Source organism: Paracoccus sp. R12_2 (assembly GCF_017744015.1).
Classification (GTDB): Bacteria; Pseudomonadota; Alphaproteobacteria; order Rhodobacterales; family Rhodobacteraceae; genus Paracoccus.
This window is the reverse complement of the sequence record NZ_JAGHRA010000003.1, coordinates 157,188-178,938: the sequence shown is the minus strand read 5'-3', so window position 1 is coordinate 178,938 and position 21,751 is coordinate 157,188. Positions and strand designations below refer to the sequence as shown.

The window sequence follows — 21,751 nt, the reverse complement described above, 5'->3', positions numbered from 1 at the left end:
GATCAGGTCGTGGCGACCGCCAGCAGCAACCCGACCCCGGCCACGATCAATGCCATGCCCGCCAGTTGCCGCTTCGAGGTCCGTTCACGGAACACCCGACCCGAGACGATCTGCGCGAACACCACCTCGACCAGCGCCAGCGTCCGCACATTCGCCGCCGGCGTCAGCGCGAAACCGATGAACCAGAACAGCGACGCGAAGGCGCCAAGCGCCCCTGCCGACAGCGATACCCGCCATTCCGCGACGATGCCGTGCAACGCGGCACGGTCAGCCATGACCAGCCAAATCAGCATCGCCGCCGATTGCAGAGCCAGTGTCAGGACCAGGATCGTCAGCGCGTGCACGACATAGCCGCCGGGCGGCAGCGACAGCAGCGCGCCGCGGAAACCGACCGCCGACAGGCCGAACAGCGCGCCCGCCACCAGCCCGGTCAGGACCGGGCCCAGCCCCGCGCGAGACCATCTGGCGCCACTGCCAAGAACCACCCCCAGCGTCGCCATCGCGATGGCGGTCATTCGTGCCGGGCCAAGCGGCTCGGCCAGCACGACCGCGCCAATGATGGCCAGGGTCACGGGTTCGGTCTTCATCAGGGCGGTGGCGATGCCAAAGCTTTGGCCGCGCATGGTCAGCAGCATGAATGCCGTGGCGGCAATCTGCGCGGCTGCGCCAAGCGCCGTGAAGGCAAGCGTGCGGGGGCCGATCGGCGGCAGATCGGCAAGGACCGACAGGCACAGCAAGGCCAGCGCCGCGAAGGGCAGCCCGAAGATGAACCGGACCGAGGTCGCGCCGATCGTGCCGATCCGCGCGGTCAGACCGGCCTGCGCGGCGTTTCGCGCGGTCTGCGCCACCGCAGCGATCAGGGTGGCGGCGACCCAGATCATGCTGTCCGGACAGCCTCGATCATTCGCGCGACGTTGTCGGGATCGGCGTCGGGCGTGATGCCGTGGCCCAGGTTGAAGACATGCGGTCCGCCGCGCAGGGCGCGGGTGATGCGTTGCGCCTCGGAAACCAGATCGGGTCCGCCGGTGACCATGTGGCGCGGATCAAGATTTCCCTGCACGCAGCCTTGGGTCTGCACGTTCTTGGCCGCCCATTCCGCGCCGACCGAATTGTCCAGCGCCACGCAGTCTGCCCCCGTCGCCTGCGCAAAGCCGACATAGCGTTCGCCCGCCTCTCGCGGGAACGCGATGATCGGGATGCCAGGATGGCGCGCCTTCAGCGTCGCGATGATCTTGCGGGCCGGGGCCACCGAGAAGTCATCGAAATCGCGCCCGACCAGGCTGCCGGCCCAACTGTCGAACAGCTTCACGGCCTCGGCGCCCGCATCGATCTGGGCGGACAGATACAGGATCGTCGCTTCGGTGATGCGGTCGATCAGCGCGGAAAATGCTGCACGGTCGGCCGATTTGAACTGATGCGCGGGGCCCTGATCGGGCGTGCCGCGGCCGGCGATCATGTAGGTCGCGACCGTCCAGGGGGCGCCGGCGAAACCTATCAGCGGCACATCTGCGGGCAGTTCGCGCGACAGGATCCGCACCGTTTCGTAGATTGGCGACAGCGTCTCGTGCACGTCCTCGGCGGGTCTCAGTTCCGAGACCCCGGCCGCATCGGTGATGGTGGACAGGCGCGGACCCTCGCCCTTGACGAACCACAGATCCGCCCCCAGCGCCTGCGGAACCAGCAGGATGTCGGCGAACAGGATGGCGGCATCAAAGCCGAAACGCCGGATCGGTTGCAACGTCACCTCGGCGGCCAGCTCGGGATTGTAGCACAGCGACAGGAAGTCGCCGGCCTTCTCACGAGTGGCGCGGTATTCGGGCAGATAGCGTCCGGCCTGGCGCATCATCCAGATCGGGGGCGTCGGCAGGGTCTCTCCGGCCAGGGCACGCAGCAGCAGTTTCGTCATGGGGCCTCCTTGCCCGGCCCATGAAGGCGAGGCGGCAGGCGTTGTCAAGGACGCGGCCGCCAGCTATGGCAGGGCCATGACACAGATGCCCGATCCCACCCGTCCTCTGAAAATCGGCACGCGCGGCTCGGTCCTGGCGCTGGCGCAGGCGCACGAGACGCGTGCCCGGCTGATGGCTGCCCATGACCTGCCTGCCGAGGCGTTCGAGGTGGTGGTCATCAAGACCACCGGCGACCGCGTGACCGACCGCCCCCTGAAGGAAATCGGCGGCAAGGGACTTTTCACCAAGGAAATCGAAGAGGCGCTGACCCAGGGCGAGATCGACATCGCCGTGCATTCGATGAAGGACATGCCGACGGTCCAGCCGGACGGCCTGCTGATCGACTGCCTGTTGCCGCGCGAGGATGTACGCGACGCTTTCGTCAGCCCGCATGTAGCCTCGATCGCCGAGATACCTGAAGGCGCCGTGGTCGGTTCGTCCAGCCTGCGGCGGCGCGCGCAGCTGGCGCATCGCAGGCCCGATCTGAAACTGGTCGAGTTCCGCGGCAATGTGCAGACGCGGTTGAAAAAGCTGCAGGACGGCGTGGCGGTGGCGACCTTCCTCGCCATGGCGGGATTGCGCCGGCTGGACATGCTGCATGTGGCGCGCAGCGCCATCGATCCCGCCGAAATGCTGCCTGCCGTGGCGCAAGGCGCCATCGGGATCGAGCGTCGCGACGATGACATGATGACGGCGGCGCTTCTGCGACCGATCCATGATGTCGAGACCGGCCAGCGCATTGCCGCCGAACGGGCGTTCCTGGCCAGGTTGGACGGGTCATGCGAAACGCCGATCGGCGCGCTGGCGGAACTGATCGACGGAAGGCTGCTGTTGCGCGGCCAGATCCTGCTACCGGACGGGACCATCGAGATCAGCGGCCGGCGCGATGGCGAAATCGCCGACGGGCCGGCGATGGGGCATGATCTGGCAGAGGAATTGCTGGCCAAGGCCGGTCCGGGATTCTTCGACCATATCTGATCCAACGTCGCGAAACGTGACCCGATGGCATCTTGGCAGATCGTGGTGCCCTCCCATCTCAGACTGCGCCTTCCCGGTCGTCAGCGGCTTAAGATCCTGCGCCGCAGTTGACTGCGGACCGATCATGGCGCGCAGGCGGCGCACCAGTCTTACATGAATGGCAATTGCAGTGTTCGCCGGGCAGGCTGGCCGCCTGCCGCGACCCGATCAATAGCTGCGGATAAGTCCGACAAGCCGCCCCTGGATACGCACGCTTTCTTCGGGCAGGATGCGGGTCTCATAGGCGGGATTGGCGGCCTCAAGCGCGATCATCGCACCCTTGCGGCGATATCTTTTCAGTGTCGCCTCGTGCCCTTCGACCAAAGCGACGATGATGTCACCGTTGTCTGCGGTACTCTGTTCACGGATCACCACGACGTCGCCGTCATTGATCCCGGCCTCGATCATCGAATCGCCCCGGACTTCCAGCGCATAGTGATGATCGCGCCCGGACAGCATCGTGCCGGGCACCGAGATATGGTGCGAAATCTCGGAAATCGCCTCGATCGGAACGCCGGCCGCGATGCGGCCCATCAGCGGAAGTTCAACGGCCGGGCTGTCGACGATGCTGACGGCGCCTCGCGGCCGCGCCGGACGGTCGTTCGAGATCACGCGTGGACGGAACCCGGTGCCATGATGTTCGGAATCCTTTGGGTTTGGACCGGGCGCCGCAAGACCGGACAGCGCATCGGGCAGGCGAACGATTTCCAGCGCCCGCGCACGGTGCGGCAGGCGGCGGATGAAGCCGCGTTCCTCCAGAGCCGTCACCAACCGATGGATCCCGGACTTCGAGCGCAGGTCCAGCGCATCCTTCATCTCATCGAACGAGGGGGGGACGCCGTCGCGCGCCATCCGCTTGTGGATGAATTCAAGCAGCTGGATCTGCTTCTTGGTCAGCATTGGTTTGTCCTCACCATATGTTCCGTTAATGTTCTAGCCTGCATCGCGAATCGCGTCAATCAGCAGAACAAAACGGGGTGAAGAAACGGTTAAGCCTGACGTGGCAGCGGCAGGTAGGTCACGATGTCGCCCGCAGCGCGTGCCGGGTCCGCAGCAGGACGCACCAGCAACACGTCTGCCTGCGACATCAGGGACAGCCGCGCCGAATCCTGATCCGCGAAAGGCCGGATCAGCGGCAGGTCGTCGCCGTCCCGCAGCCCGGCGCGAAGATAGTGCTGGCGCGGCCCTTCGGGAGCAAGATCGCGGTCCAGCCGTGCGCGCCGCAGCGCGATGCCGTCGCCAAGCCCTTGCATCGCGCGGATCAGGGGTTGCATGAACAGTATTCCGCAAACCATTGCCGAAACGGGGTTTCCCGGAAGGCCAAGCATTGGCAGGTCGGCGATCTTCCCGGCCATCAGCGGTTTGCCGGGACGCATGGCAATCTTGTAGAAGCTGCGCTGCATCCCCAGTTCGGACGCGACCTTGGCGATCAGATCGTGATCGCCGACCGAGGCGCCGCCGATGGTCACGATCAGGTCGGCGTCGGACGCGGCGGCAAAGCCGTCGCGCAGGCTTTCCAGCGTATCCCGGGCGATCGGCAGGATCTTCGAGATGCCACCGGCCTCGGCCACCTGTGCCGCGATGGCCAGATCGTTGGAACTGATGATCTGGCCGTCCTTCGGCGTCTGACCCGGCCGGATCAGTTCGTCCCCGCCCGCAAGGATCGCGACACGAGGACGGCGAGCGACGGTGACCTCGGGCACGTTCATCGCGGCCAGCAGGCCGATATCGGCGGCGTTCAGCCGCCGTCCGGGGGCAAGTTGGTCGCCGGTGGCGAAATCCCCGCCGCGCGGGCGGATATGAGTGGCCTCGCCATGCTCGGTCACGGTCAGGCGATCACCCTCGCGTCGGGCATTTTCCTGCATGATCACCCGATCATAACCCGCAGGGACCGGAGCACCGGTGAAGATGCGGATTGCGGTGCCGGGCGCGGCCTTGCCCGACCATGGATGCCCTGCCGCGGCCTCGCCGATGACGGTCAGCCCGCCGTTCAGATCCTCGGATCGCAGCGCATAGCCGTCCATCGCCGCGGAATCGAAGGGGGGCTGGGTCAGTCTTGCGGTTGCAGGCAGCAGCAGCGCACGTCCCGCTGCCTGATCCAGGCGAACCGTCTCTGGCCGGGGCGCGCCGGCCAGCGCAAGCACATGGGCAAGGGCCTCGACGACAGTAATCATGGCTCTGCCCTGTAGTCGCCCGATTTCCCGCCGCTTTTCGCAACCAGCCGGATCGCGTCGATACGCATGGATTTCTGCGCCGCCTTCAACATGTCATAGATCGTCAGGCAGGCTACCGAAACGGCGGTCAGGGCCTCCATCTCGACGCCGGTGCGCCCGGTCGTGCGCACCGTGGCGGTCACGCGAATTCCCGGCAGTTCGTGATCCGGCGTCAGGTCCAGTGCAACGCGCGACAGGGGCAGGGGATGGCACAGCGGGATCAGGTCCGAGGTCCGCTTGGCTGCCATGATCCCCGCCAGCCGTGCCACGCCCAGCACATCGCCCTTGGCCGCGCCGCCTTGCGCCAGCGCAAGGGTTTCTGCCGTCATCAGGACACAGCCTTCAGCAGTGGCCTCGCGCGTCGTCACGTCCTTGGTCGAGACATCGACCATATGTGCCTGACCGGCGCTGTCGAAATGGGTCAGGCTCATGCTGCCCCCGCCGGGGCGATTTCAAGGATGCGGCGCGTCGCGGCGGCCACGTCGGTCTGCCGCATCAGGCTTTCGCCGATCAGGAAACGTCGCGCCCCGACATGCATCATCGCTGTCAGGTCATCGGGGCTGAACAGCCCGCTTTCGCACACGATCCGCCGATCGGCCGGAATGCGCGGCGCAAGCTCGCGCGTGACATCAAGAGTGACGTCGAACGTCTTGAGATTTCGGTTGTTTATGCCGATCATCGGCGATTTCAGGCGCAGCGCGCGGTCCAGCTCGGCCGCGTCGTGAACCTCGATCAGCGCGTCCATGCCCCAGTGCTGCGCCGCGTCCTCAAGCTCGGCCGCCTGAGTATCATCGACCGACGCCATGATGATCAGGATGCAATCGGCACCCCACGCGCGCGCTTCGGCGACCTGATAGGTGTCATACAGGAAATCCTTGCGCAGCGCCGGCAGATCGCAAGCCTCGCGGGCGGCGCCAAGAAACTCGGGCGCGCCCTGAAAGCTGGGGCCGTCGGTCAGAACCGACAGGCAGGCCGCGCCGCCCTGCTGATAGGCGCGGGCCAGCGACGGCGGGTCGAAATCCGGACGGATCAGGCCCTTCGACGGGCTTGCCTTCTTGATCTCGGCGATCAGCGCGGGACCGGTTTCGGCCTTGGCGTCCAGCGCGCGGGCAAAGCCGCGCGGCGCGGATGCGGCGCGGGCGGCGGCCTCGATATCCGCCAGAGGGCGCGCGGCCTTGGCGGCGGCGATCTCGTCCAGCTTGTAGGCCTTGATCTTGTCCAGAATATCCATGCCCCGTTTCTAGCGCCGTGCGCGCGCCGAGGGAAGGGGGCGGGCACGCGCCGCTCACGCCATTGTCGGCTTGAACTTCCCGGCGCGCGGGGTCAGGGTCTGCGCGATTTTCGCAAGGTTCACGCATGTCCAGCCCCGCGCCGTTCTCTCGATACGAATTCATGATCGCCTGGCGCTATCTGCGCGCAAGACGGGCCGAGGGCGGGGTCAGCGTGATGACCTGGATCAGCCTGATCGGGATCGCGCTGGGGGTGATGGCGCTGATCGCGACGCTGTCGGTGCGCGCGGGCTTCCGCGCCGAATTCGTGGACACGATCCTGGGCGCCAACGCGCATACCACCGTCTACATGGCGCCGCAGCGGGTCGAGAACGAATTCACCGATGATGTCTATGTCGTGCCGGGCCGGATCGCGGATTACGATCAGATGGCGGCCAGCCTGGCGCAGATCCCCGGCGTGGAACGGACCGCGCCGGTCATCCGCGGGCAGGTCATGGCGACCGCCAACGACAGTTCAAACGTCGCTGAAGTTTACGGGATAACCGTTGAAAACCTAAAGAAAATGCCTCGGATCGTTGATCCCTCCACGGCCACCGGCGACATCGCGGATTTCGGCAACGGCGTCGCCATCGGCGCCGGGATCGCGCGCGAACTGAACCTTCGGATCGGTGACAAGGTCAGGCTGATCGCCCCCGAGGGCGCGCGCACCGCCTTTGGCACGACGCCGCGCGTCAACGCCTACGAGGTGGTCTATGTCTTCAGCGCCGGTCGCTATGACATCGACCGCACGCGCATCTACATGCCGATGGCCGAGGCGCAAAGCTATTTCAACCGCGAAGGCGTCGCCGACGAGATCGAGATCTTCGTGGACGATCCCGAAAATGTCGATGACTGGACGCTGCCACTGCTGCGCGCAGCGGGCGAGGGCGCCCAGGTCTGGAGCTGGCGCGACGCCTCGGGCTCCTTCCTGTCCGCGCTGGACATGGAAGACGACGTGATGTTCGTGATCCTGTCGGTGCTGGTGCTGATCGCGTCGATGAACATCACCTCGGGGCTGATCATGCTGGTCAAGAACAAGGGCCGCGATATCGGCATCCTGCGCACGATGGGCCTGACCCAGGGCGCGGTGCTGCGCGTGTTCTTCCTGTGCGGGGCGTTCACCGGCATCATCGGGACCATCGCCGGGGTGATCCTTGGTGTGCTGCTGGCGCTGAACGTGGATCACATCATGGCGGGCATCAATGCGCTGACAGGGGGCGGGGCCTGGCAACCCGAGGTGCGCGGCATCTATCGCCTGCCGGCGGAACTGCGGGCCTGGGACATCTTCCGGGCCGTGGCGCTGTCGCTGGGGCTGTCCTTCATCGTGACGATCTTTCCCGCGCGCCGTGCCGCGCGCATGAACCCGGTCGAGGCGCTGCGCTATGAGTAACGAGGTTCTGCGTCTGGAAGCGGTCGGCAAGACCTATGGCAAGGACGGCCCCGCGCCGGTCGAGGTGCTGCATGGGCTGGACCTGACCGTGGCGCGCGGCGAGGTCGTGGCGCTTGTCGCGCCTTCGGGGGCGGGGAAATCCACGCTGCTGCATATCGCGGGGCTTCTGGACACGCCGGATTCGGGGCGGGTCGTGTTGAACGGTCGGGACATGACCGGGCTGGGGGACAAGGCGCGAACCCAGGCGCGGCGCCGCGAGCTGGGCTTTGTCTATCAGTTCCACCACCTGCTGCCCGAATTCACCGCGGCCGAGAATATCGTTCTGCCGCAACTGGCGAATGCGGTTCCGGCACGGCAGGCCCGGCTGCGGGCCGCCGACTTGCTGGATCGTGTGGGGCTTGGCCCGCGTGCCGATCACCGCCCGGCGGAACTGTCGGGCGGCGAACAGCAGCGGGTGGCGTTCTGCCGGGCGCTGGCCAACAGCCCGGCCCTGCTGCTGGCGGACGAGCCGACCGGCAATCTGGACCCCGAAACCTCGGACCGGGTCTTCGGCGTGCTGATGGGGCTGGTGCGCGATACCGGACTGTCGGCGCTGATCGCGACGCATAACCACGATCTTGCCGCGCGGATGGACCGGGTGATCCGGCTTGACGAAAGGCTTGCCTGAGGCTTGCTGGCGATGCAAGCTTGCGCACAGGCAACCCAAGGTGGCAGCGATGAAACCGTTATTCTGTGCAGGTTTGGCAGGTGTGGGGCTGGCGGGGCTGATCGCCGCCTGCGCACCGCAAACGCAGGCGTCCAGCGCGGCCGAGGATTATGTGACGCTGTGCGCCGATTGCCATGGCCCCGGCGGCAAGGGCGACGGCCCGCTGGCCGAGGGTATGACGCCCAGGCCCGTGGACATCACCCGAATCGCCCGCGACAATGGCGGCGTCCTGCCGAAGGCGCGGGTAATGAGCCATATCTACGGCTTCACCCCGGGCCGCAGCGAATCGCCGATGCCGCAATTCGGCGACCTGATGGACGGCAGGACGGTCATGTATGACAGCGGCGACGGCATTCCGACGCCCACGCCCGCGCGTCTGGTCGCGATGCTGGAATATGTCGAGGGGCTGCAGGAATAGGTCGTTGCCGTTCAGCGCAGCTCGACCAGCGACTTTCCCAGCCGGAAAGGCGCCGCAATGGCGATCAGCGACAGTGCAAGCACCTGAAACAGCACGAACAGCGAATTGTTTTGCAGGAATTCCCAGTCGGCCTTCACGCGCCTTAGCGATTCGATCAGATCTCGATATGTCATGGCCAGAACCCGGAAATCGGCGGCGATCTCGGGTGTTGCGATTTCGGCGGTCTTGATCGCCATGACCACCTCCGCATCAAGCGGATCAAAGGCGACCAGCCTTGCCATGTCGAACTCTTGGACACGGGTCAGCTTGTCGGCATAATCCGCCCGGCCTTCGCCGTCCGGATGCATCGGTTCTCCGATCAGGGGGCGCAACGCTCGCAGCGGTGCGCTGGCATGGGCGACATCCGCGAAAAACGGCAGATCGGCGTTGATCGCGGTCGAGGCCGACAGGAACTCGACCTTGTCACACAGGATCAGGACGGCCGGGGCAGGCTGGGCCGCGCAATATCGCAAACGAAAGCGCGCCGCATCGCGATCAAAGCTGTCGGATGCCGAAAAGCTCAGGTCGATTTGCCGCTTCAGCCGGTTGCTGTCATCGGCATAGACCCCGGCCAGCAGCGCCGTGACCACACCCAGACCGCCAAGCGCGACCCAGACCAGATCCGCGATGCGCCACCAGCGGCTGTGACGGCTGTGGCGCATGACCACAGCCATGCCAAGAAGCCCGCTGAGAAAGCAGCCCAGAATGATCGGCAGCTGATGTTCGATGATGGCGGAGACAATTGACTGCATCATCTCCGCTCACCGTCTCACACGTCCAGCTCTTCCACGAACCGGGCGTTTTCCTGGATATACTCGAATCGCAGTTCCGGTTTCTTGCCCATCAGCCGTTCGACCAGATCGCCGGTTTCGCCGCCCTCGTCGTCGTCGATGCTGACCCGGATCAGCTTGCGCGTCTTCGGGTTCATGGTGGTTTCCTTCAGGTCCTTGGCGTCCATCTCGCCCAGACCCTTGAACCGCTGCATGTCCACCTTGCCCTTGCCGCCCAGACCCTTCGCCAGCAGTCGGTCCTTTTCGGCATCGTCGGCGACATAGACGCGATGCGCGCCCTGCGTCAGACGGTAAAGCGGCGGGCAGGCCAGATACAGATGGCCCTTGTCGATCATCGGCCGCATCTGGCTGAAGAAGAACGTCATCAGCAGCGACGCGATATGGGCACCGTCCACATCCGCGTCGGTCATGATGATGACCTTGTCATAGCGCAGGTCGTCGATGTTGAAGCGCGATCCCATCCCGACGCCAAGCGCTTGGCACAGATCGTTGATCTCCTGGTTCTGGCCCAGTTTCGAACTGGCCGCGCCCAGCACGTTCAGGATCTTGCCGCGCAGCGGCAGCAGCGCCTGCGTCTGGCGTTCCCGCGCGGCCTTGGCCGACCCGCCCGCGCTGTCGCCCTCGACGATGAACAGTTCGGTGCCGTCGCGGTTGGTGGCGCTGCAATCGACCAGCTTGCCCGGCAGGCGCAGCTTCTTGGTCGCGGTCTTGCGGGCGGTTTCCTTTTCCTGGCGGCGGCGCAGACGTTCCTCGGCCCGCAGGACCAGGAAATCAAGGATCGCCCCCGCCGATTTGGTGTCCGAGGCCAGCCAGTTGTCGAAATGGTCGCGCACCGCATTTTCGACCAGCCGCGCGGCCTCGCTGGTGGCCAGCCGGTCCTTGGTCTGGCCGACGAATTCCGGCTCGCGGATAAAGCACGACACCAGCGCGCAGCCGCCGGTCAGCAGATCCTCGCGGGTGATCTGCGCAGCCTTCTTGTTGCTGACCCGTTCGCCATAGGCGCGCACGCCCTTCAGGATCGCGGCCCAGAACCCCGCCTCGTGGGTGCCGCCTTCGGGCGTCGGCACGGTATTGCAATAGGACTGGATGAACCCGTCGCGCGACGGCGTCCAGTTGATCGCCCAATCGACCTTGCCCGGCACGTTGAATCGCTTGAAATCGACCGTTCCGGCGAAGGGGCGGTCGGCATAGCTGCTTGCGCCATTCAGCGTTTCCGACAGATAGTCGGCCAGCCCGCCGGGAAAATGGAACACCGCCTCGACGGGCGTCTCGCCGTCGTCGATCTCGGATTTCCAGCGGATCTCGACGCCCGAGAACAGATAGGCCTTGGATTTCACCATCTTCATCAGCCGCGCGGGCTTGAAGCGGTGATGGCCGAAGATCTCTTCATCGGCGTGGAAGGTGACGGTGGTGCCGCGCCGGTTCGGCGCCGCGCCGATCCTGGCGACCGGGCCTTCGGGCACACCGCGCGAAAAGCGCTGTTCGAACAATTCCTTGTTGCGCGCCACCTGCACGACAAGGCTGTCCGACAGCGCGTTGACGACTGACGCGCCGACGCCGTGCAGACCGCCCGAGGTGGCATAGGCATCGCCCGAGAACTTGCCCCCCGCATGCAGCGTGCACAGGATCACCTCAAGCGCGGACTTGCCGGGAAATTTCGGATGCGGGTCGATCGGAATGCCGCGCCCGTTGTCGCGCACCACGACACTGAAATCGGCCAGCAGTTCGACCTCGATGCGGCTGGCGTGACCGGCCACGGCCTCGTCCATCGAGTTGTCGAGGATTTCGGCGACCAGATGATGCAGTGCCCGTTCATCGGTGCCGCCGATATACATGCCAGGCCGCTTGCGGACAGGTTCCAGCCCTTCCAGAACCTCGATCGACGAGGCGGAATAGCTGTCTGCACCGGCGTCGGCGGCGGAAAGAAGATCGTCGGCCATGGGCTGCTCGTTTTCTTTGTATCGCTTTGGTGGCACTATCTCATGGCGAAGGCTGCGGCGGCAAGGGTTTGTGGTGGACCGCAGATACGTCCACATCCCCTAGCGTCGGCCCGGCCTGCCTCTATTCCGGTTCGGCCAGCCGCGCTTCCCACATCTTGCGGAAGGCGGGGCGGGACTGGCAATCCTCCAGCCATGCCCGGATCGCGGGAAACCGGTCCAGCAATGGCCGGTAGCCCTGCGCATAGCGCAGCACCTCGGCCATGTTGATGTCGGCGACGGTAAATCGCCGCCCCACCATGTTCCCCTGCGTGGTCAGGTGGTCCTCGACCACGCTCAGCGGACGGATCAGGCGTTCGGCGGCCACCTCGACGGCGGCGGCCTCGTTGGCCGACGGGGTCCGGCCGGGCGCATGCAGGAACAGCAGCGTCAGGGCATCGGTCTCGATCGTCGCCGCGGCGTAGAAGCTCCACTGCATCATCAGCGCGTCTTCGGCCGCATCGGCGGGGCCGAAGGGCTGGCCATATTTGCGTGCCAGATACAGGGTGCAGGCCATCGACTCGCTCAGCCGCAGCCCGTCATCCTCGATGACCGGGATCGCACCTGCCGGCGACAGCCGCAGGAATGCAGACGACCGCGTGTTCAGCGGCGCATCCGCAGCCATCGGGTCGGGCAGGCGATAGGCCTGGATCACCGGGATCTGGCGGAACGGCAGCCCGATCTCGTGGCACAGCCAGATGATCCGTGACGCGCGCGATCGGGTGACGCCGTGAATGGTCAGCATGGGCGGGCTCCTTGGTCCAGCATCTGCGGCGCGCAGGTTAGCCGCGCGGCGGGGCGACGAAAAGCGGCATCATCGGGTAGGGTTCAGGAACCCGCGCCGGTACGACCGTCCCGGTTCATTCGACCGTCACGGATTTTGCAAGGTTTCTGGGTTGATCGACGTCGGTGCCTTTCGCGACGGCGCTGTGATAGGCCAGATACTGCATCGGGATGGCATACAGGATCGGCTGAAAGATCCCGCCGCCTTCGGGCAGGCACAGCGTCGCGTGGGGGCCGTCGCCCGCAGCCGCGATCCCGGCGCGGTCCGACAGCAGCAGGATCTGGCCGTGCCGGGCCATCACCTCCTGCATGTTCGAGACGGTCTTTTCGAACAGCGCGTCATGCGGGGCCAGCACGATCACCGGCACGTCGCGGTCGATCAGCGCGATGGGGCCGTGCTTCAACTCGCCCGAGGCGTATCCCTCGGCGTGGATATAGCTTAGCTCCTTCAGCTTCAGCGCGCCTTCCAGCGCCACCGGGAACAGGGCGCCGCGTCCCAGATACAGCACGTCCTGAGCCTGCGACAGCCATTCGGACAGCACCCGGCAATCATCCGACAGGTCCAGCGCCTGTTGCAGAAGGCCGGGGATGCGGCGCAGGTCGGCCAGGTGCCGGGCCAGGTCCGCATCGTCGATCCGGCCCCGGTCATGCGCGGCCTTCAGCGCCAGGATCGCCAACACCGTCAACTGGCAGGTAAACGCCTTCGACGACGCCACGCTGACCTCGATCCCGGCAAGCGTCGGCAGCGCGATATCGCTGTCGCGGGCGATCGCCGAGGTGCCGACATTCACCAGCCCGACGGTCCGCGCCACATGGTCGCGCGCGTAATGCAGCGCGGCCAGCGTGTCGGCTGTCTCGCCCGACTGGCTGATCGCGACGAACCAGCTTTGCGCCGACAAGGGCGGTTCGCGATAGCGGAACTCGGACGCCACGTCGATGTCGCAGGGCAGTCCGGCCAACTGTTCGAACCAGTATCGCGCCACATGTCCGGCCAGATGCGCCGTGCCGCAGCCGACCAGCGCGATACGGTCGACGCCCGCGAAATCAAGCCCGTCGGGCAGCACGATCCGGTCGCCCTTGACATAGTGATTCAGGACATCGCCGATCACCACCGGCTGCTCGGCGATCTCCTTGGCCATGAAATGGCGGTAGCCGCCCTTGTCGATCGCGGTCGCGCCCACGTCGATGCGGGTCTCGCGGCGGGCGACGGGGCTCCCGTCGCCGTCGAACACCTGCGCCCCGGCGCGGGTCAGCACGGCGTGGTCGCCGTCCTCAAGATAGGTGATGCGGTCGGTAAAGGGGGCCAGCGCCACCGCGTCCGAGCCGACGAACATCTCGTCCGCGCCATGGCCGATGGCCAGCGGGCTGCCCTTGCGGGCGACGACCATCAGATCGGTCTCGCCCTGGAACAGGAAGGCCAGCGCGAAGGCGCCGCGCAGCCTGGCCAGCGTCGCGCGTGCGGCCTCGACCGGGGACAGGCCCTGTTCCATGTGCCGGCCCGTCATCAGGGCCACGGTCTCGGTATCGGTCTGCGATTGCGGCTGAATGCCGGCGGCGATCAGTTCGTCCCGCAAATCGCGGAAATTCTCGATGATGCCGTTATGGACGACCGCGACCGGCCCGTGCCGATGCGGATGCGCGTTCGCTTCGGTCGCGGCGCCGTGGGTGGCCCACCGCGTGTGGCCGATCCCGGCGTGACCGCGCAGCGGCTCGTGCACCAGGCGGTCGGACAGGTTGATCAGCTTGCCGACCGCGCGGCGGCGGTCCAGCCGCCCGCCCGCGTCCACGGTCGCGACGCCCGCGCTGTCATAGCCGCGATATTCCAGCCGCCGCAGCGCATCGACCAGCTGCGGTGAGACCTCGTGCTTCCCCAGAATGCCGATGATGCCGCACATTATCTCTTCTCCTTCGCGGCGCGCAGGCTGGCCATCAACCGCACCGCAAGGCCGGGCTTGTTGGCCTGTCGCGCCCGCGCCACCGCCAGCGCCCCGTCCGGCACGTCCTGGGTGATCACCGATCCCGATCCGGTCAGCGCCTCGGCGCCGACACGCACCGGCGCGACCAGCATCGTGTCGCTGCCGATGAAGGCGCGGGGACCGATCTCGGTGCGGTGCTTGCCGACGCCGTCGTAATTGCAGGTGATCGTGCCCGCACCGATATTGCTGTGCTCGCCCACATGCGCGTCGCCCAGATAGGTCAGGTGGCCGACCTTGACGCCCTCTTCCAGCACCGCGTTCTTGATCTCGACGAAATTGCCGACATGGGCATCCCCGCCCAGCTCGGCCCCCGGACGCAGCCGCGCGAACGGACCGACCGTCGCCCCGGCCGAGACATGGCAGCCTTCGAGATGGCAGAAGGGCAGGATCTCGGCGCCGGATTCGATCGTCACGCCCGGTCCGAAGACGACATTCTGGCCGATGATCGCATCGCGACCGATACAGGTGTCCAGCGCGAACCAGACGGTGCCCGGATCGCTCAGCGTGACGCCGTTCTCCAGGGCCTCGGCGCGGGCGCGGGCCTGGAACGCGGCCTCGGCGGCGGCCAGTTCGGCGCGGGTATTGATCCCCAGCGTCTCTTCCTCGTCGCAGGTCACGACATCGGCGCGCAGCCCCTCGGCACGGGCCAGCGCGACCAGGTCGGTCAGATAGTATTCGCCCGCCGCGTTGTCGTTGCCCAGCCGCCCGATCAGTTGCCGCAGCCGCGCCGCGTCCAGCGCCATCACACCGCTGTTGCACAGGGCGATCTGGCGGGTGGCTGCGTCCGCGTCCTTGTATTCGACGATCCGTTCCAGCCCGCGCGCACCGACCACCAGCCGGCCATAGCGACCCGGATCCTCGGCCTCGAAGCCCAACACCACCAGATCGGCGGGGTGGCTGGCCAGCGCGGCCAGCGTGTCGGCCCCGATAAAGGGCGTGTCGCCGTAAAGCACGACGACCTTGCCCTCGAACCCCTCCAGCTCGGGCAGGGACTGGCGCACCGCGTGGCCGGTGCCAAGCTGTTCGCGCTGCAGCACGATCCGCGCCTCGGGATCCAGCCTCGCCACGGCCCCCTGCACCAGATCGGCGCCATGGCCCGCGACGACGATGACCTGTTCCGGATCAAGGCTGCGCGCCCCCGCAAGCGCGTGACCGATCAGCGGCACCCCGCCCAGACGGTGCAGCACCTTCGGCAGATCCGACTGCATCCGGCTGCCCTGACCCGCCGCCAGGATCACCACCGCTATCGGAACATCCGCCATCTCTGCCCTCATTACCTGTTCATTTTGCTTGCAAAGCGTTCTAGTCCGGGCACGGCGCGCTGGAAAGGCCCTGTCGGCCCGGGCGCGTTCACCTTTGTTTACGGAACATTTCGCAAGACAGGATGGCGCATGACGGGAACGGTGGTCTTCGATCTGGACGGCACGTTGGCCGATACCTCGGGCGATCTGGTCGCCGCGGCGAACGCCTGTTTCGAGGCGCGCGGCCTTGGCGCGCTGCTGGACCCGGTGGCGGACGCGCTGATCGCCTTTCACGGAGGCCGCGCGATGTTGCGGGCGGGATACGGGCGGATCAATGGCGACACGCTGTTGCCGCCGGCGGCCGAGGATGAGGATTATCCCCGGCTTCTGGATCACTACGGACGCAACATCGCCGTCCACACGCGGCTGTATCCCGGGGTCGCGGCGGCGCTGGACCGGCTGCAGGACGACGGGTTCCGGCTTGCCGTCTGCACCAACAAGCCCGAGGCGCTGGCCCGAACGCTGCTGGCCGAGCTGGGCATCGCAGGCGTGTTTCACGCGCTGATCGGGGCCGACACGCTGCCGGTCCGCAAGCCCGATCCGCGCCCCTACCGGGCGGCGGTCGAGGCGGCCGGCGGGAAGGTCGGACAGTCCTTCCTGCTGGGGGACACGGAAACCGACCGCCGCACCGGTCAGGCCGCCGGGGTTCGGGTGGCACTGGTGTCCTTTGGCCCCGAGGGCGAGGCAATCGCGCGGCTGGCCCCCGAGGCGCTGATCGGCCATTACGACGAGCTGCACGGCTTGGCGCATCGCTGGCTGCGGTCATCGGGGCCGGAGGATCCCGGTCACGGTTTCGCGCGGTAAAGGGGGCGGTCCGAGCCCGTCCCGTGCCGGGACTGCCCCTTCAGGATATTCCTGCAAAGAAGAAATCGGCGTTAAGCCTTCGTTAACCGTTCCGCGTTAACGGTTCCGATGCGGGCGGTCAGAGGCGCCGCCCGCAAATCAGGCAGCGTGTCCCGCCCGTGCCAGATCTGCCAGTCGGCAGGGGCGGGACACGCAAATCCTGAGCCTATTCCGCCTCGCTGGCGGGCTTGGCGTTCAACTGGCCGTATTGCTGGGCGCCGATCGTGTCGTGCAGTTCCAGCTGGGTTTCCAGGAAGTCGATATGGCCTTCCTCGTCCGCGATCAGATCCTCGAACAGGTTCTTGCTGACATAATCGCCGACCTTGTCGCAGTGGTCGCGCGCCTCGACATACAGGGTCCGCGCATCATGTTCACCGGCCAGATCGGCCTCCAGCGCTTCCTTGAGGTTCTGGCCGATCCGCAGCGGATCCAGCTTCTGCAGGTTCGGATGACCTTCCAGGAAGATGATTCGCTGGATCAGCCGGTCGGCATGGTTCATCTCTTCGATGGATTCGGCCCGCGACTTGTCGGCCACGTGGCCATAACCCCAGTCTTCCTGCAGGCGGTAATGCAGCCAGTACTGGCTGACCGCCGTTAGTTCAGAGCGTAGTGCCGCGTTGAGATATTCGATGACCTTTGCGTCGCCCTTCATTCCGGTTGCCTTTCGTATTGCCTGTTTTCGCCCGCAAGATCGGCGGGGCTACTCCCAGACTATCGCAACCGCGCATGGTGTCCAGAAACAGCGGCATGCAGCCGCCACAATCTGCTGACTTTCCAAGGGCGTGATAGATCTTGCCGGGGGTGATGATCGTGTGCGGGTCAGATGCGCGCATCCAGTCGATGGCGGCGCGGATCTCGTGGTCGGAAATCTGGGTGCAGTGGCAGACGATCATGAAGCCTCCGGAACTGGGCGGACCCTAGCGAATTTGTCGGATAAGTAAAGACCAAGGTTTTCGATTGGGAAACACATGTGGGCGAGTGTCGCCTGACGAGTCTCGCTTGACCTGTCGCGCGCGCGGGCGCAGAAGCCCGGGCCATGAAACTGTCCGATTTCGATTTCCACCTGCCCGAGCATCTGATCGCCACCCGCCCGGCGCGGCCGCGCAGTTCCGCGCGTCTGCTGCTGGCCGAAGGCGGCGCGATCGCGGATCGGCGTGTCAGCGACCTGCCGCAGATCCTGCGTGCGGGCGATCTGCTGGTGCTGAACGACACGCGGGTGATCCCGGCACGGCTGACCGGAACGCGAACCCGTCAGACGGGGCAGGGCGAGGCGGTCGCCAGGATCGAGGTCACGCTGCTGGAACCCGCCGCCGATGGCTGGCAGGCGCTGGCCAAGCCGCTGCGCAAGCTGCGCGAGGGCGAGGTGATCCGCTTCGGTGATGCGCTGTCGGCCGAGGTGACCCGGATCGACGATGGCGGGCTGCGGTTGCGATTCGATGCCACGGGCGAGGCGTTCGATGCGGCGCTGAACGCGGTCGGCGCGATGCCGTTGCCGCCCTATATCGCCAGCCTGCGTGCGCCCGACGCGCAGGACCGCGACGATTACCAGACCGTCTGGGCGAACCGGCAGGGGGCCGTGGCCGCGCCCACCGCCAGCCTGCATTTCGACGCGCCGCTGTTGCAGGCGCTGGCTGCGCGGGGCGTCGAATTCGTTCATGTCACGCTGCATGTCGGCGCCGGCACCTTCCTGCCCGTCAAGGTCGAGGATGTGACGACGCACCGGATGCACGCGGAATGGGGCGAGGTGACGCCGGACGCCGCCGCACGCATCGACGCCGCCCGCGCGCAGGGGCGGCGGGTGATCCCGGTGGGGACCACCGCGCTGCGGCTGATCGAATCGGCGGCGGACGCCGACGGCACGATGCGCCCGTTTGAAGGGACCACCGACATCTTCATCTATCCCGGCCATCAATTCCGGGTGACCGACGGGCTGATGACCAATTTCCACCTGCCGAAATCGACGCTGCTGATGCTGGTCTCGGCACTGATGGGATCCGAAAATATCGAACGGATCTATGCACATGCCGTTGCGGAACGATACCGCTTCTTCAGTTACGGCGATGCGTCGCTTCTGATACCCTGACGGCGGATTCCGGCTGGCATCCGCACGCTGCCGGACGTAGTGGCAGACAAACTGACTGATCAGTCAAATCTTGATGGAATGGGGTGCCGAATGTCTTCGGTGATGCGCAGCTCTTGGCCGCTGCTTTTGGGGATTCTGTTGCTGATGGTCGGCAACGGGATGCAGGGCACGCTGCTGGGGATTCGCGGCGGGATCGAGGGGATCCCGACGTCGCAGATGTCGGTCGTGATGGCGGCCTATTTCGGCGGCTTCCTGCTGGGCAGCCTCGTCGCGCCGCGCATGATCCAAAGCGTCGGCCATGTGCGCGTGTTCGCCGCGCTGGGGTCGCTGATCTCGGCGGTGCTGGTGCTGTATGCGGTGGCGCCCGACTGGATCTTCTGGTCGGTGATGCGGTTCCTGATCGGGTTCTCGTTCTGCGGCGTCTACATCACCGCGGAAAGCTGGCTGAACGCCAGCGCCACCAACAAGACGCGCGGACAGGCGCTGGCCGCCTACATGATCGTGCAGATGCTGGGCATCATCATCGCGCAGTTTCTGCTGAACACCGGCGATCCGGCGGGCTTTCTGCTGTTCATCATCCCGTCCGTTCTGGTGTCGCTGTCCTTCACCCCGATCCTGCTGTCGGCCCAGCCCGCGCCCGCGTTCGAGACGATCAAGCGGATGTCCTTCGGGCGTCTCTATCGTGCCTCGCCGCTGGGCTGCATCGGCATCTTCCTGATGGGCGGCGTCTTTTCGGCGATGTTCGGCATGTCCTCGGTCTGGGGGTCGGCCAAGGGATTGTCGGTCCGCGACATCTCGATCTTCGTCGCGGCGATCTATGCGGGCGGGCTGCTGCTGCAATTCCCGATCGGCTGGCTGTCGGACCGGATGGACCGGCGCAAGTTGGTGCTGGCGCTGTCTGTCGCCGGCACGCTGGTTGTCGTGGCGACCGTGGCGCTGCAGCCGGGCATCATGTGGCTGACGGTCGCGGGTGCGCTGATCGGCGGCGTCGCCAACCCGGTCTATGGCCTGCTTCTGGCCTATACCAACGACTATCTGGACCAGTCCGACATGGCCGCCGCCTCGGCGGGGCTGCTGTTCATCAACGGGCTGGGCTCGATGGCCGGGCCGCTGATCACCGGCTGGCTGATGGGGCTGATCGGCCCGGACGGGTTCTGGGTCTATATGGGCGTGCTGATGGCCGCGCTCAGTGCCTATGCCGGCTGGCGGATGACGCGCCGCGCCGCGCTGCCCACCGCCGATCAGGGCAACTACGCCGTCGTCACCCCCAGCGCGACGGTCCTTGCGGTCGAGGCCGCGCTGGACGACGCACAATCCCCTGACGACGCCGAAAGACCTGCCGCGCAAGGCTGATCTGCGCCCTCCGCCCCCTGCTTGCTGACCCCGGTCAAATGGTTTAACGCTGAACTATCTTCAGCAAGCGGGGGACGCGATGGCCCAGAATTTCGACATGGTGGTGATTGGCGCGGGGCCTGGCGGATATGTCGCCGCGATCCGCGGGGCGCAGCTTGGCCTGAAAGTGGCCTGCATCGAACGCGAACACCTGGGCGGCATCTGCCTGAACTGGGGCTGCATCCCCACCAAGGCGCTGCTGCGCTCGGCCGAGGTCTTTCACCTGATGGAACGGGCCAAGGATTTCGGCCTGTCCGCGGACAAGATCGGCTATGACCTGGACAAGGTCGTGGATCGGTCGCGCGGGGTCGCCAAGCAGTTGTCGGGCGGCATCGGTCACCTGTTCAAGAAGAACAAGGTGACCACCATCATGGGCGCGGCAACCCTGTCGGGCAAGGGCAAGGTCACCGTCAAGACCGACAAGGGCACCGAAGAGGTAACGGCGAAATCCATCGTCATCGCCACCGGCGCGCGGGCCCGCGAATTGCCCGGGCTGGAACCCGACGGCAAGCTGGTCTGGAACTACAAGCATGCGCTGAAGCCGCCGCATATGCCGAAAAAGCTGCTGGTCATCGGATCGGGCGCCATCGGCATCGAATTCGCCAGCTTCTTCAACACTCTGGGTGCCGATACCACCGTGGTCGAGGTGATGGACCGCGTCCTGCCGGTCGAGGATGCCGAAGTGTCGGCCTTCGCCAAGAAAGCCTTTGAAAAACAAGGCATGAAGATCATCGAGAAGGCGTCGGTCAAGAAGCTGGACCGCAAGGGCGACAAGGTCACCGCACATATCGAGAAAGCGGGCAAGACCGACACGATGGAATTCGACACCGTGATCTCGGCCGTCGGCATCGTCGGCAATACCGAGGGGCTGGGCCTCGAAGAGGCCGGCATCAAGGTGGATCGCACCCATATCGTCACCGACGAATATTGCCGCACCGGGGTCGAGGGCGTCTATGCCATCGGCGATGTGGCGGGGGCGCCGTGGCTTGCGCACAAGGCCAGCCACGAAGGCGTGATGATCGCCGAACTGATCAATGGCGGCCATCCGCACCCGGTCAAGCCGTCCAGCATTGCGGGCTGCACCTATTGCCAGCCGCAGGTCGCCTCGGTCGGGCTGACCGAGGCCAAGGCCAAGGAACAGGGCTACGACATCAAGGTCGGCAAGTTCCCCTTCATCGGCAACGGCAAGGCCATCGCGCTTGGCGAACCCGAGGGCTTCATCAAGACCGTCTTCGACGCCAAGACCGGCGAGCTTCTGGGCGCCCACATGATCGGCGCCGAGGTGACCGAACTGATCCAGGGCTACATCGTCGGTCGCACGCTGGAAACGACCGAGGCCGAGTTGATGGAAACCGTCTTCCCGCACCCGACCCTGTCCGAAATGATGCACGAGGCGGTGCTGGACGCCTATGGCCGGGCGATCCATTTCTGAACGGGAAGCGTGGGAAAATTCGGAAACCGGCCTCACCACGGGCCGGTTCCTGAACAGGAGCATTCTGCTAAAGAGCATGGATGGTTCACTGTTGCGATCGGCTCGAAAAACTCTGATGGCCAACCTGTTGAAGCTGTCGATACCCTGTCGGCTCAGTCGCGGTTGAATGGTCTGGGT

Annotated in this window: 21 protein-coding genes; 8 read left to right on the top strand and 13 right to left on the bottom strand. The window is 66.0% G+C overall.

Going from position 1 to position 21,751, the window contains the following annotated elements:
- Window positions 1–2: 2 nt before the first annotated feature.
- Both J7359_RS05215 and hemE read right to left on the bottom strand, forming a co-directional pair.
- On the bottom strand, window positions 3–881 hold the full coding sequence (locus J7359_RS05215; RefSeq protein ID WP_209055486.1) for a DMT family transporter: 879 nt from the start codon (window positions 879–881) through the stop codon (window positions 3–5).
- Window positions 878–1,906 (bottom strand): uroporphyrinogen decarboxylase, encoded by a 1,029-nt coding sequence (gene hemE / locus J7359_RS05210; RefSeq protein ID WP_209055485.1) that lies wholly within the window; start codon window positions 1,904–1,906, stop codon window positions 878–880. The genes J7359_RS05215 and hemE overlap by 4 nt, the downstream gene beginning before the upstream one ends.
- Window positions 1,907–1,982: 76 nt before the next feature.
- On the opposite strand from hemE, the gene hemC reads away from it, so the two are divergent.
- Window positions 1,983–2,924: a hydroxymethylbilane synthase gene (gene hemC, locus J7359_RS05205; RefSeq protein ID WP_209055647.1), complete on the top strand. Its 942-nt coding sequence runs from the start codon at window positions 1,983–1,985 to the stop codon at window positions 2,922–2,924.
- A 207-nt stretch (window positions 2,925–3,131) separates the two neighbouring features.
- On the opposite strand, the gene lexA is transcribed toward hemC, so the two are convergent.
- The 4 genes from lexA to trpC all read right to left on the bottom strand — a co-directional run bounded on the left by lexA (window position 3,132) and on the right by trpC (window position 6,407).
- A complete protein-coding gene (gene lexA / locus J7359_RS05200) occupies window positions 3,132–3,863 on the bottom strand; it encodes a transcriptional repressor LexA (RefSeq protein ID WP_209055484.1) in 732 nt (243 codons plus the stop codon).
- Between the two features lie 89 nt (window positions 3,864–3,952).
- Complete coding sequence (gene glp / locus J7359_RS05195) at window positions 3,953–5,137, bottom strand: gephyrin-like molybdotransferase Glp (RefSeq protein ID WP_209055483.1); 1,185 nt, start codon at window positions 5,135–5,137, stop codon at window positions 3,953–3,955.
- Window positions 5,134–5,607: a cyclic pyranopterin monophosphate synthase MoaC gene (gene moaC, locus J7359_RS05190; protein ID WP_209055482.1), complete on the bottom strand. Its 474-nt coding sequence runs from the start codon at window positions 5,605–5,607 to the stop codon at window positions 5,134–5,136. The genes glp and moaC overlap by 4 nt, the downstream gene beginning before the upstream one ends.
- Window positions 5,604–6,407: an indole-3-glycerol phosphate synthase TrpC gene (trpC, locus tag J7359_RS05185; RefSeq protein WP_209055481.1), complete on the bottom strand. Its 804-nt coding sequence runs from the start codon at window positions 6,405–6,407 to the stop codon at window positions 5,604–5,606. The genes moaC and trpC overlap by 4 nt, the downstream gene beginning before the upstream one ends.
- A gap of 125 nt (window positions 6,408–6,532) precedes the next feature.
- Between trpC and J7359_RS05180 the strand changes: the two genes are divergently transcribed.
- The 3 genes from J7359_RS05180 to J7359_RS05170 are packed head-to-tail and all read left to right on the top strand — an operon-like array spanning window position 6,533 to window position 8,958.
- A complete protein-coding gene (locus tag J7359_RS05180) occupies window positions 6,533–7,834 on the top strand; it encodes a lipoprotein-releasing ABC transporter permease subunit (RefSeq protein ID WP_209055480.1) in 1,302 nt (433 codons plus the stop codon).
- Window positions 7,827–8,501, top strand: a complete 675-nt coding sequence (locus tag J7359_RS05175; protein ID WP_209055479.1) for an ABC transporter ATP-binding protein — start codon at window positions 7,827–7,829, stop codon at window positions 8,499–8,501. The genes J7359_RS05180 and J7359_RS05175 overlap by 8 nt, the downstream gene beginning before the upstream one ends.
- A 49-nt stretch (window positions 8,502–8,550) precedes the next feature.
- The gene (locus J7359_RS05170) at window positions 8,551–8,958 is read left to right on the top strand and encodes a cytochrome c (RefSeq protein WP_209055478.1); all 408 of its coding nucleotides are present in this window, start codon (window positions 8,551–8,553) and stop codon (window positions 8,956–8,958) included.
- An 11-nt stretch (window positions 8,959–8,969) separates the two neighbouring features.
- Here J7359_RS05170 and J7359_RS05165 read toward each other — a convergent pair whose 3' ends face one another.
- From J7359_RS05165 to glmU, 5 genes are all read right to left on the bottom strand, one after another.
- Window positions 8,970–9,752 carry a hypothetical protein gene (locus tag J7359_RS05165; protein ID WP_209055477.1) on the bottom strand — a complete coding sequence of 261 codons (783 nt, stop codon included), beginning with the start codon at window positions 9,750–9,752 and terminating at the stop codon, window positions 8,970–8,972.
- Window positions 9,753–9,766: 14 nt separating this feature from the next.
- Entirely contained in the window at window positions 9,767–11,728 is a 1,962-nt protein-coding gene (gene parE / locus J7359_RS05160; RefSeq protein ID WP_209055476.1) for a DNA topoisomerase IV subunit B, read from the bottom strand.
- Between the two features lie 121 nt (window positions 11,729–11,849).
- A complete protein-coding gene (locus J7359_RS05155) occupies window positions 11,850–12,509 on the bottom strand; it encodes a glutathione S-transferase family protein (protein WP_209055475.1) in 660 nt (219 codons plus the stop codon).
- 115 nt (window positions 12,510–12,624) lie between these two features.
- Window positions 12,625–14,442 (bottom strand): glutamine--fructose-6-phosphate transaminase (isomerizing), encoded by a 1,818-nt coding sequence (glmS, locus tag J7359_RS05150; RefSeq protein ID WP_209055474.1) that lies wholly within the window; start codon window positions 14,440–14,442, stop codon window positions 12,625–12,627.
- Window positions 14,442–15,785 carry a bifunctional UDP-N-acetylglucosamine diphosphorylase/glucosamine-1-phosphate N-acetyltransferase GlmU gene (gene glmU, locus J7359_RS05145; RefSeq protein WP_209055473.1) on the bottom strand — a complete coding sequence of 448 codons (1,344 nt, stop codon included), beginning with the start codon at window positions 15,783–15,785 and terminating at the stop codon, window positions 14,442–14,444. Before glmU ends, glmS begins: the two co-directional genes overlap by 1 nt.
- A gap of 129 nt (window positions 15,786–15,914) precedes the next feature.
- Between glmU and J7359_RS05140 the strand changes: the two genes are divergently transcribed.
- Window positions 15,915–16,628 carry an HAD hydrolase-like protein gene (locus J7359_RS05140; RefSeq protein WP_209055472.1) on the top strand — a complete coding sequence of 238 codons (714 nt, stop codon included), beginning with the start codon at window positions 15,915–15,917 and terminating at the stop codon, window positions 16,626–16,628.
- A 205-nt stretch (window positions 16,629–16,833) separates the two neighbouring features.
- On the opposite strand, the gene bfr is transcribed toward J7359_RS05140, so the two are convergent.
- Both bfr and J7359_RS05130 read right to left on the bottom strand, forming a co-directional pair.
- A complete protein-coding gene (bfr, locus tag J7359_RS05135) occupies window positions 16,834–17,319 on the bottom strand; it encodes a bacterioferritin (RefSeq protein WP_209055471.1) in 486 nt (161 codons plus the stop codon).
- On the bottom strand, window positions 17,267–17,560 hold the full coding sequence (locus tag J7359_RS05130) for a (2Fe-2S)-binding protein (protein ID WP_209055470.1): 294 nt from the start codon (window positions 17,558–17,560) through the stop codon (window positions 17,267–17,269). Before J7359_RS05130 ends, bfr begins: the two co-directional genes overlap by 53 nt.
- A 143-nt stretch (window positions 17,561–17,703) precedes the next feature.
- Between J7359_RS05130 and queA the strand changes: the two genes are divergently transcribed.
- The 3 genes from queA (at window position 17,704) to lpdA (ending at window position 21,574) form a co-directional block, all read left to right on the top strand.
- Window positions 17,704–18,750, top strand: coding sequence for a tRNA preQ1(34) S-adenosylmethionine ribosyltransferase-isomerase QueA (queA, locus tag J7359_RS05125; RefSeq protein ID WP_209055469.1), 1,047 nt, complete (start codon window positions 17,704–17,706; stop codon window positions 18,748–18,750).
- A 90-nt stretch (window positions 18,751–18,840) separates the two neighbouring features.
- On the top strand, window positions 18,841–20,103 hold the full coding sequence (locus J7359_RS05120; RefSeq protein WP_209055468.1) for an MFS transporter: 1,263 nt from the start codon (window positions 18,841–18,843) through the stop codon (window positions 20,101–20,103).
- Between the two features lie 79 nt (window positions 20,104–20,182).
- A complete protein-coding gene (lpdA, locus tag J7359_RS05115; protein ID WP_209055467.1) occupies window positions 20,183–21,574 on the top strand; it encodes a dihydrolipoyl dehydrogenase in 1,392 nt (463 codons plus the stop codon).
- The last annotated feature ends 177 nt before the right edge of the window (window positions 21,575–21,751 follow it).

Excerpts from the sequence above, each read along its gene's own strand:
- J7359_RS05120 (WP_209055468.1), top strand. The coding sequence starts at position 18,841 with ATGTCTTCGGTGATGCGCAGCTCTTGGCCGCTGCTTTTGGGGATTCTG.
- J7359_RS05180 (WP_209055480.1), top strand. The coding sequence starts at position 6,533 with ATGTCCAGCCCCGCGCCGTTCTCTCGATACGAATTCATGATCGCCTGG.
- hemE (WP_209055485.1), bottom strand. The coding sequence starts at position 1,906 with ATGACGAAACTGCTGCTGCGTGCCCTGGCCGGAGAGACCCTGCCGACG.
- J7359_RS05215 (WP_209055486.1), bottom strand. The coding sequence starts at position 881 with ATGATCTGGGTCGCCGCCACCCTGATCGCTGCGGTGGCGCAGACCGCG.
- lpdA (WP_209055467.1), top strand. The coding sequence starts at position 20,183 with ATGGCCCAGAATTTCGACATGGTGGTGATTGGCGCGGGGCCTGGCGGA.
- J7359_RS05130 (WP_209055470.1), bottom strand. The coding sequence starts at position 17,560 with ATGATCGTCTGCCACTGCACCCAGATTTCCGACCACGAGATCCGCGCC.
- queA (WP_209055469.1), top strand. The coding sequence starts at position 17,704 with ATGAAACTGTCCGATTTCGATTTCCACCTGCCCGAGCATCTGATCGCC.
- moaC (WP_209055482.1), bottom strand. The coding sequence starts at position 5,607 with ATGAGCCTGACCCATTTCGACAGCGCCGGTCAGGCACATATGGTCGAT.
- glp (WP_209055483.1), bottom strand. The coding sequence starts at position 5,137 with ATGATTACTGTCGTCGAGGCCCTTGCCCATGTGCTTGCGCTGGCCGGC.
- J7359_RS05170 (WP_209055478.1), top strand. The coding sequence starts at position 8,551 with ATGAAACCGTTATTCTGTGCAGGTTTGGCAGGTGTGGGGCTGGCGGGG.
- parE (WP_209055476.1), bottom strand. The coding sequence starts at position 11,728 with ATGGCCGACGATCTTCTTTCCGCCGCCGACGCCGGTGCAGACAGCTAT.
- glmS (WP_209055474.1), bottom strand. The coding sequence starts at position 14,442 with ATGTGCGGCATCATCGGCATTCTGGGGAAGCACGAGGTCTCACCGCAG.
- J7359_RS05175 (WP_209055479.1), top strand. The coding sequence starts at position 7,827 with ATGAGTAACGAGGTTCTGCGTCTGGAAGCGGTCGGCAAGACCTATGGC.
- glmU (WP_209055473.1), bottom strand. The coding sequence starts at position 15,785 with ATGGCGGATGTTCCGATAGCGGTGGTGATCCTGGCGGCGGGTCAGGGC.
- bfr (WP_209055471.1), bottom strand. The coding sequence starts at position 17,319 with ATGAAGGGCGACGCAAAGGTCATCGAATATCTCAACGCGGCACTACGC.
- lexA (WP_209055484.1), bottom strand. The coding sequence starts at position 3,863 with ATGCTGACCAAGAAGCAGATCCAGCTGCTTGAATTCATCCACAAGCGG.
- trpC (WP_209055481.1), bottom strand. The coding sequence starts at position 6,407 with ATGGATATTCTGGACAAGATCAAGGCCTACAAGCTGGACGAGATCGCC.
- hemC (WP_209055647.1), top strand. The coding sequence starts at position 1,983 with ATGACACAGATGCCCGATCCCACCCGTCCTCTGAAAATCGGCACGCGC.
- J7359_RS05155 (WP_209055475.1), bottom strand. The coding sequence starts at position 12,509 with ATGCTGACCATTCACGGCGTCACCCGATCGCGCGCGTCACGGATCATC.
- J7359_RS05165 (WP_209055477.1), bottom strand. The coding sequence starts at position 9,752 with ATGATGCAGTCAATTGTCTCCGCCATCATCGAACATCAGCTGCCGATC.
- J7359_RS05140 (WP_209055472.1), top strand. The coding sequence starts at position 15,915 with ATGACGGGAACGGTGGTCTTCGATCTGGACGGCACGTTGGCCGATACC.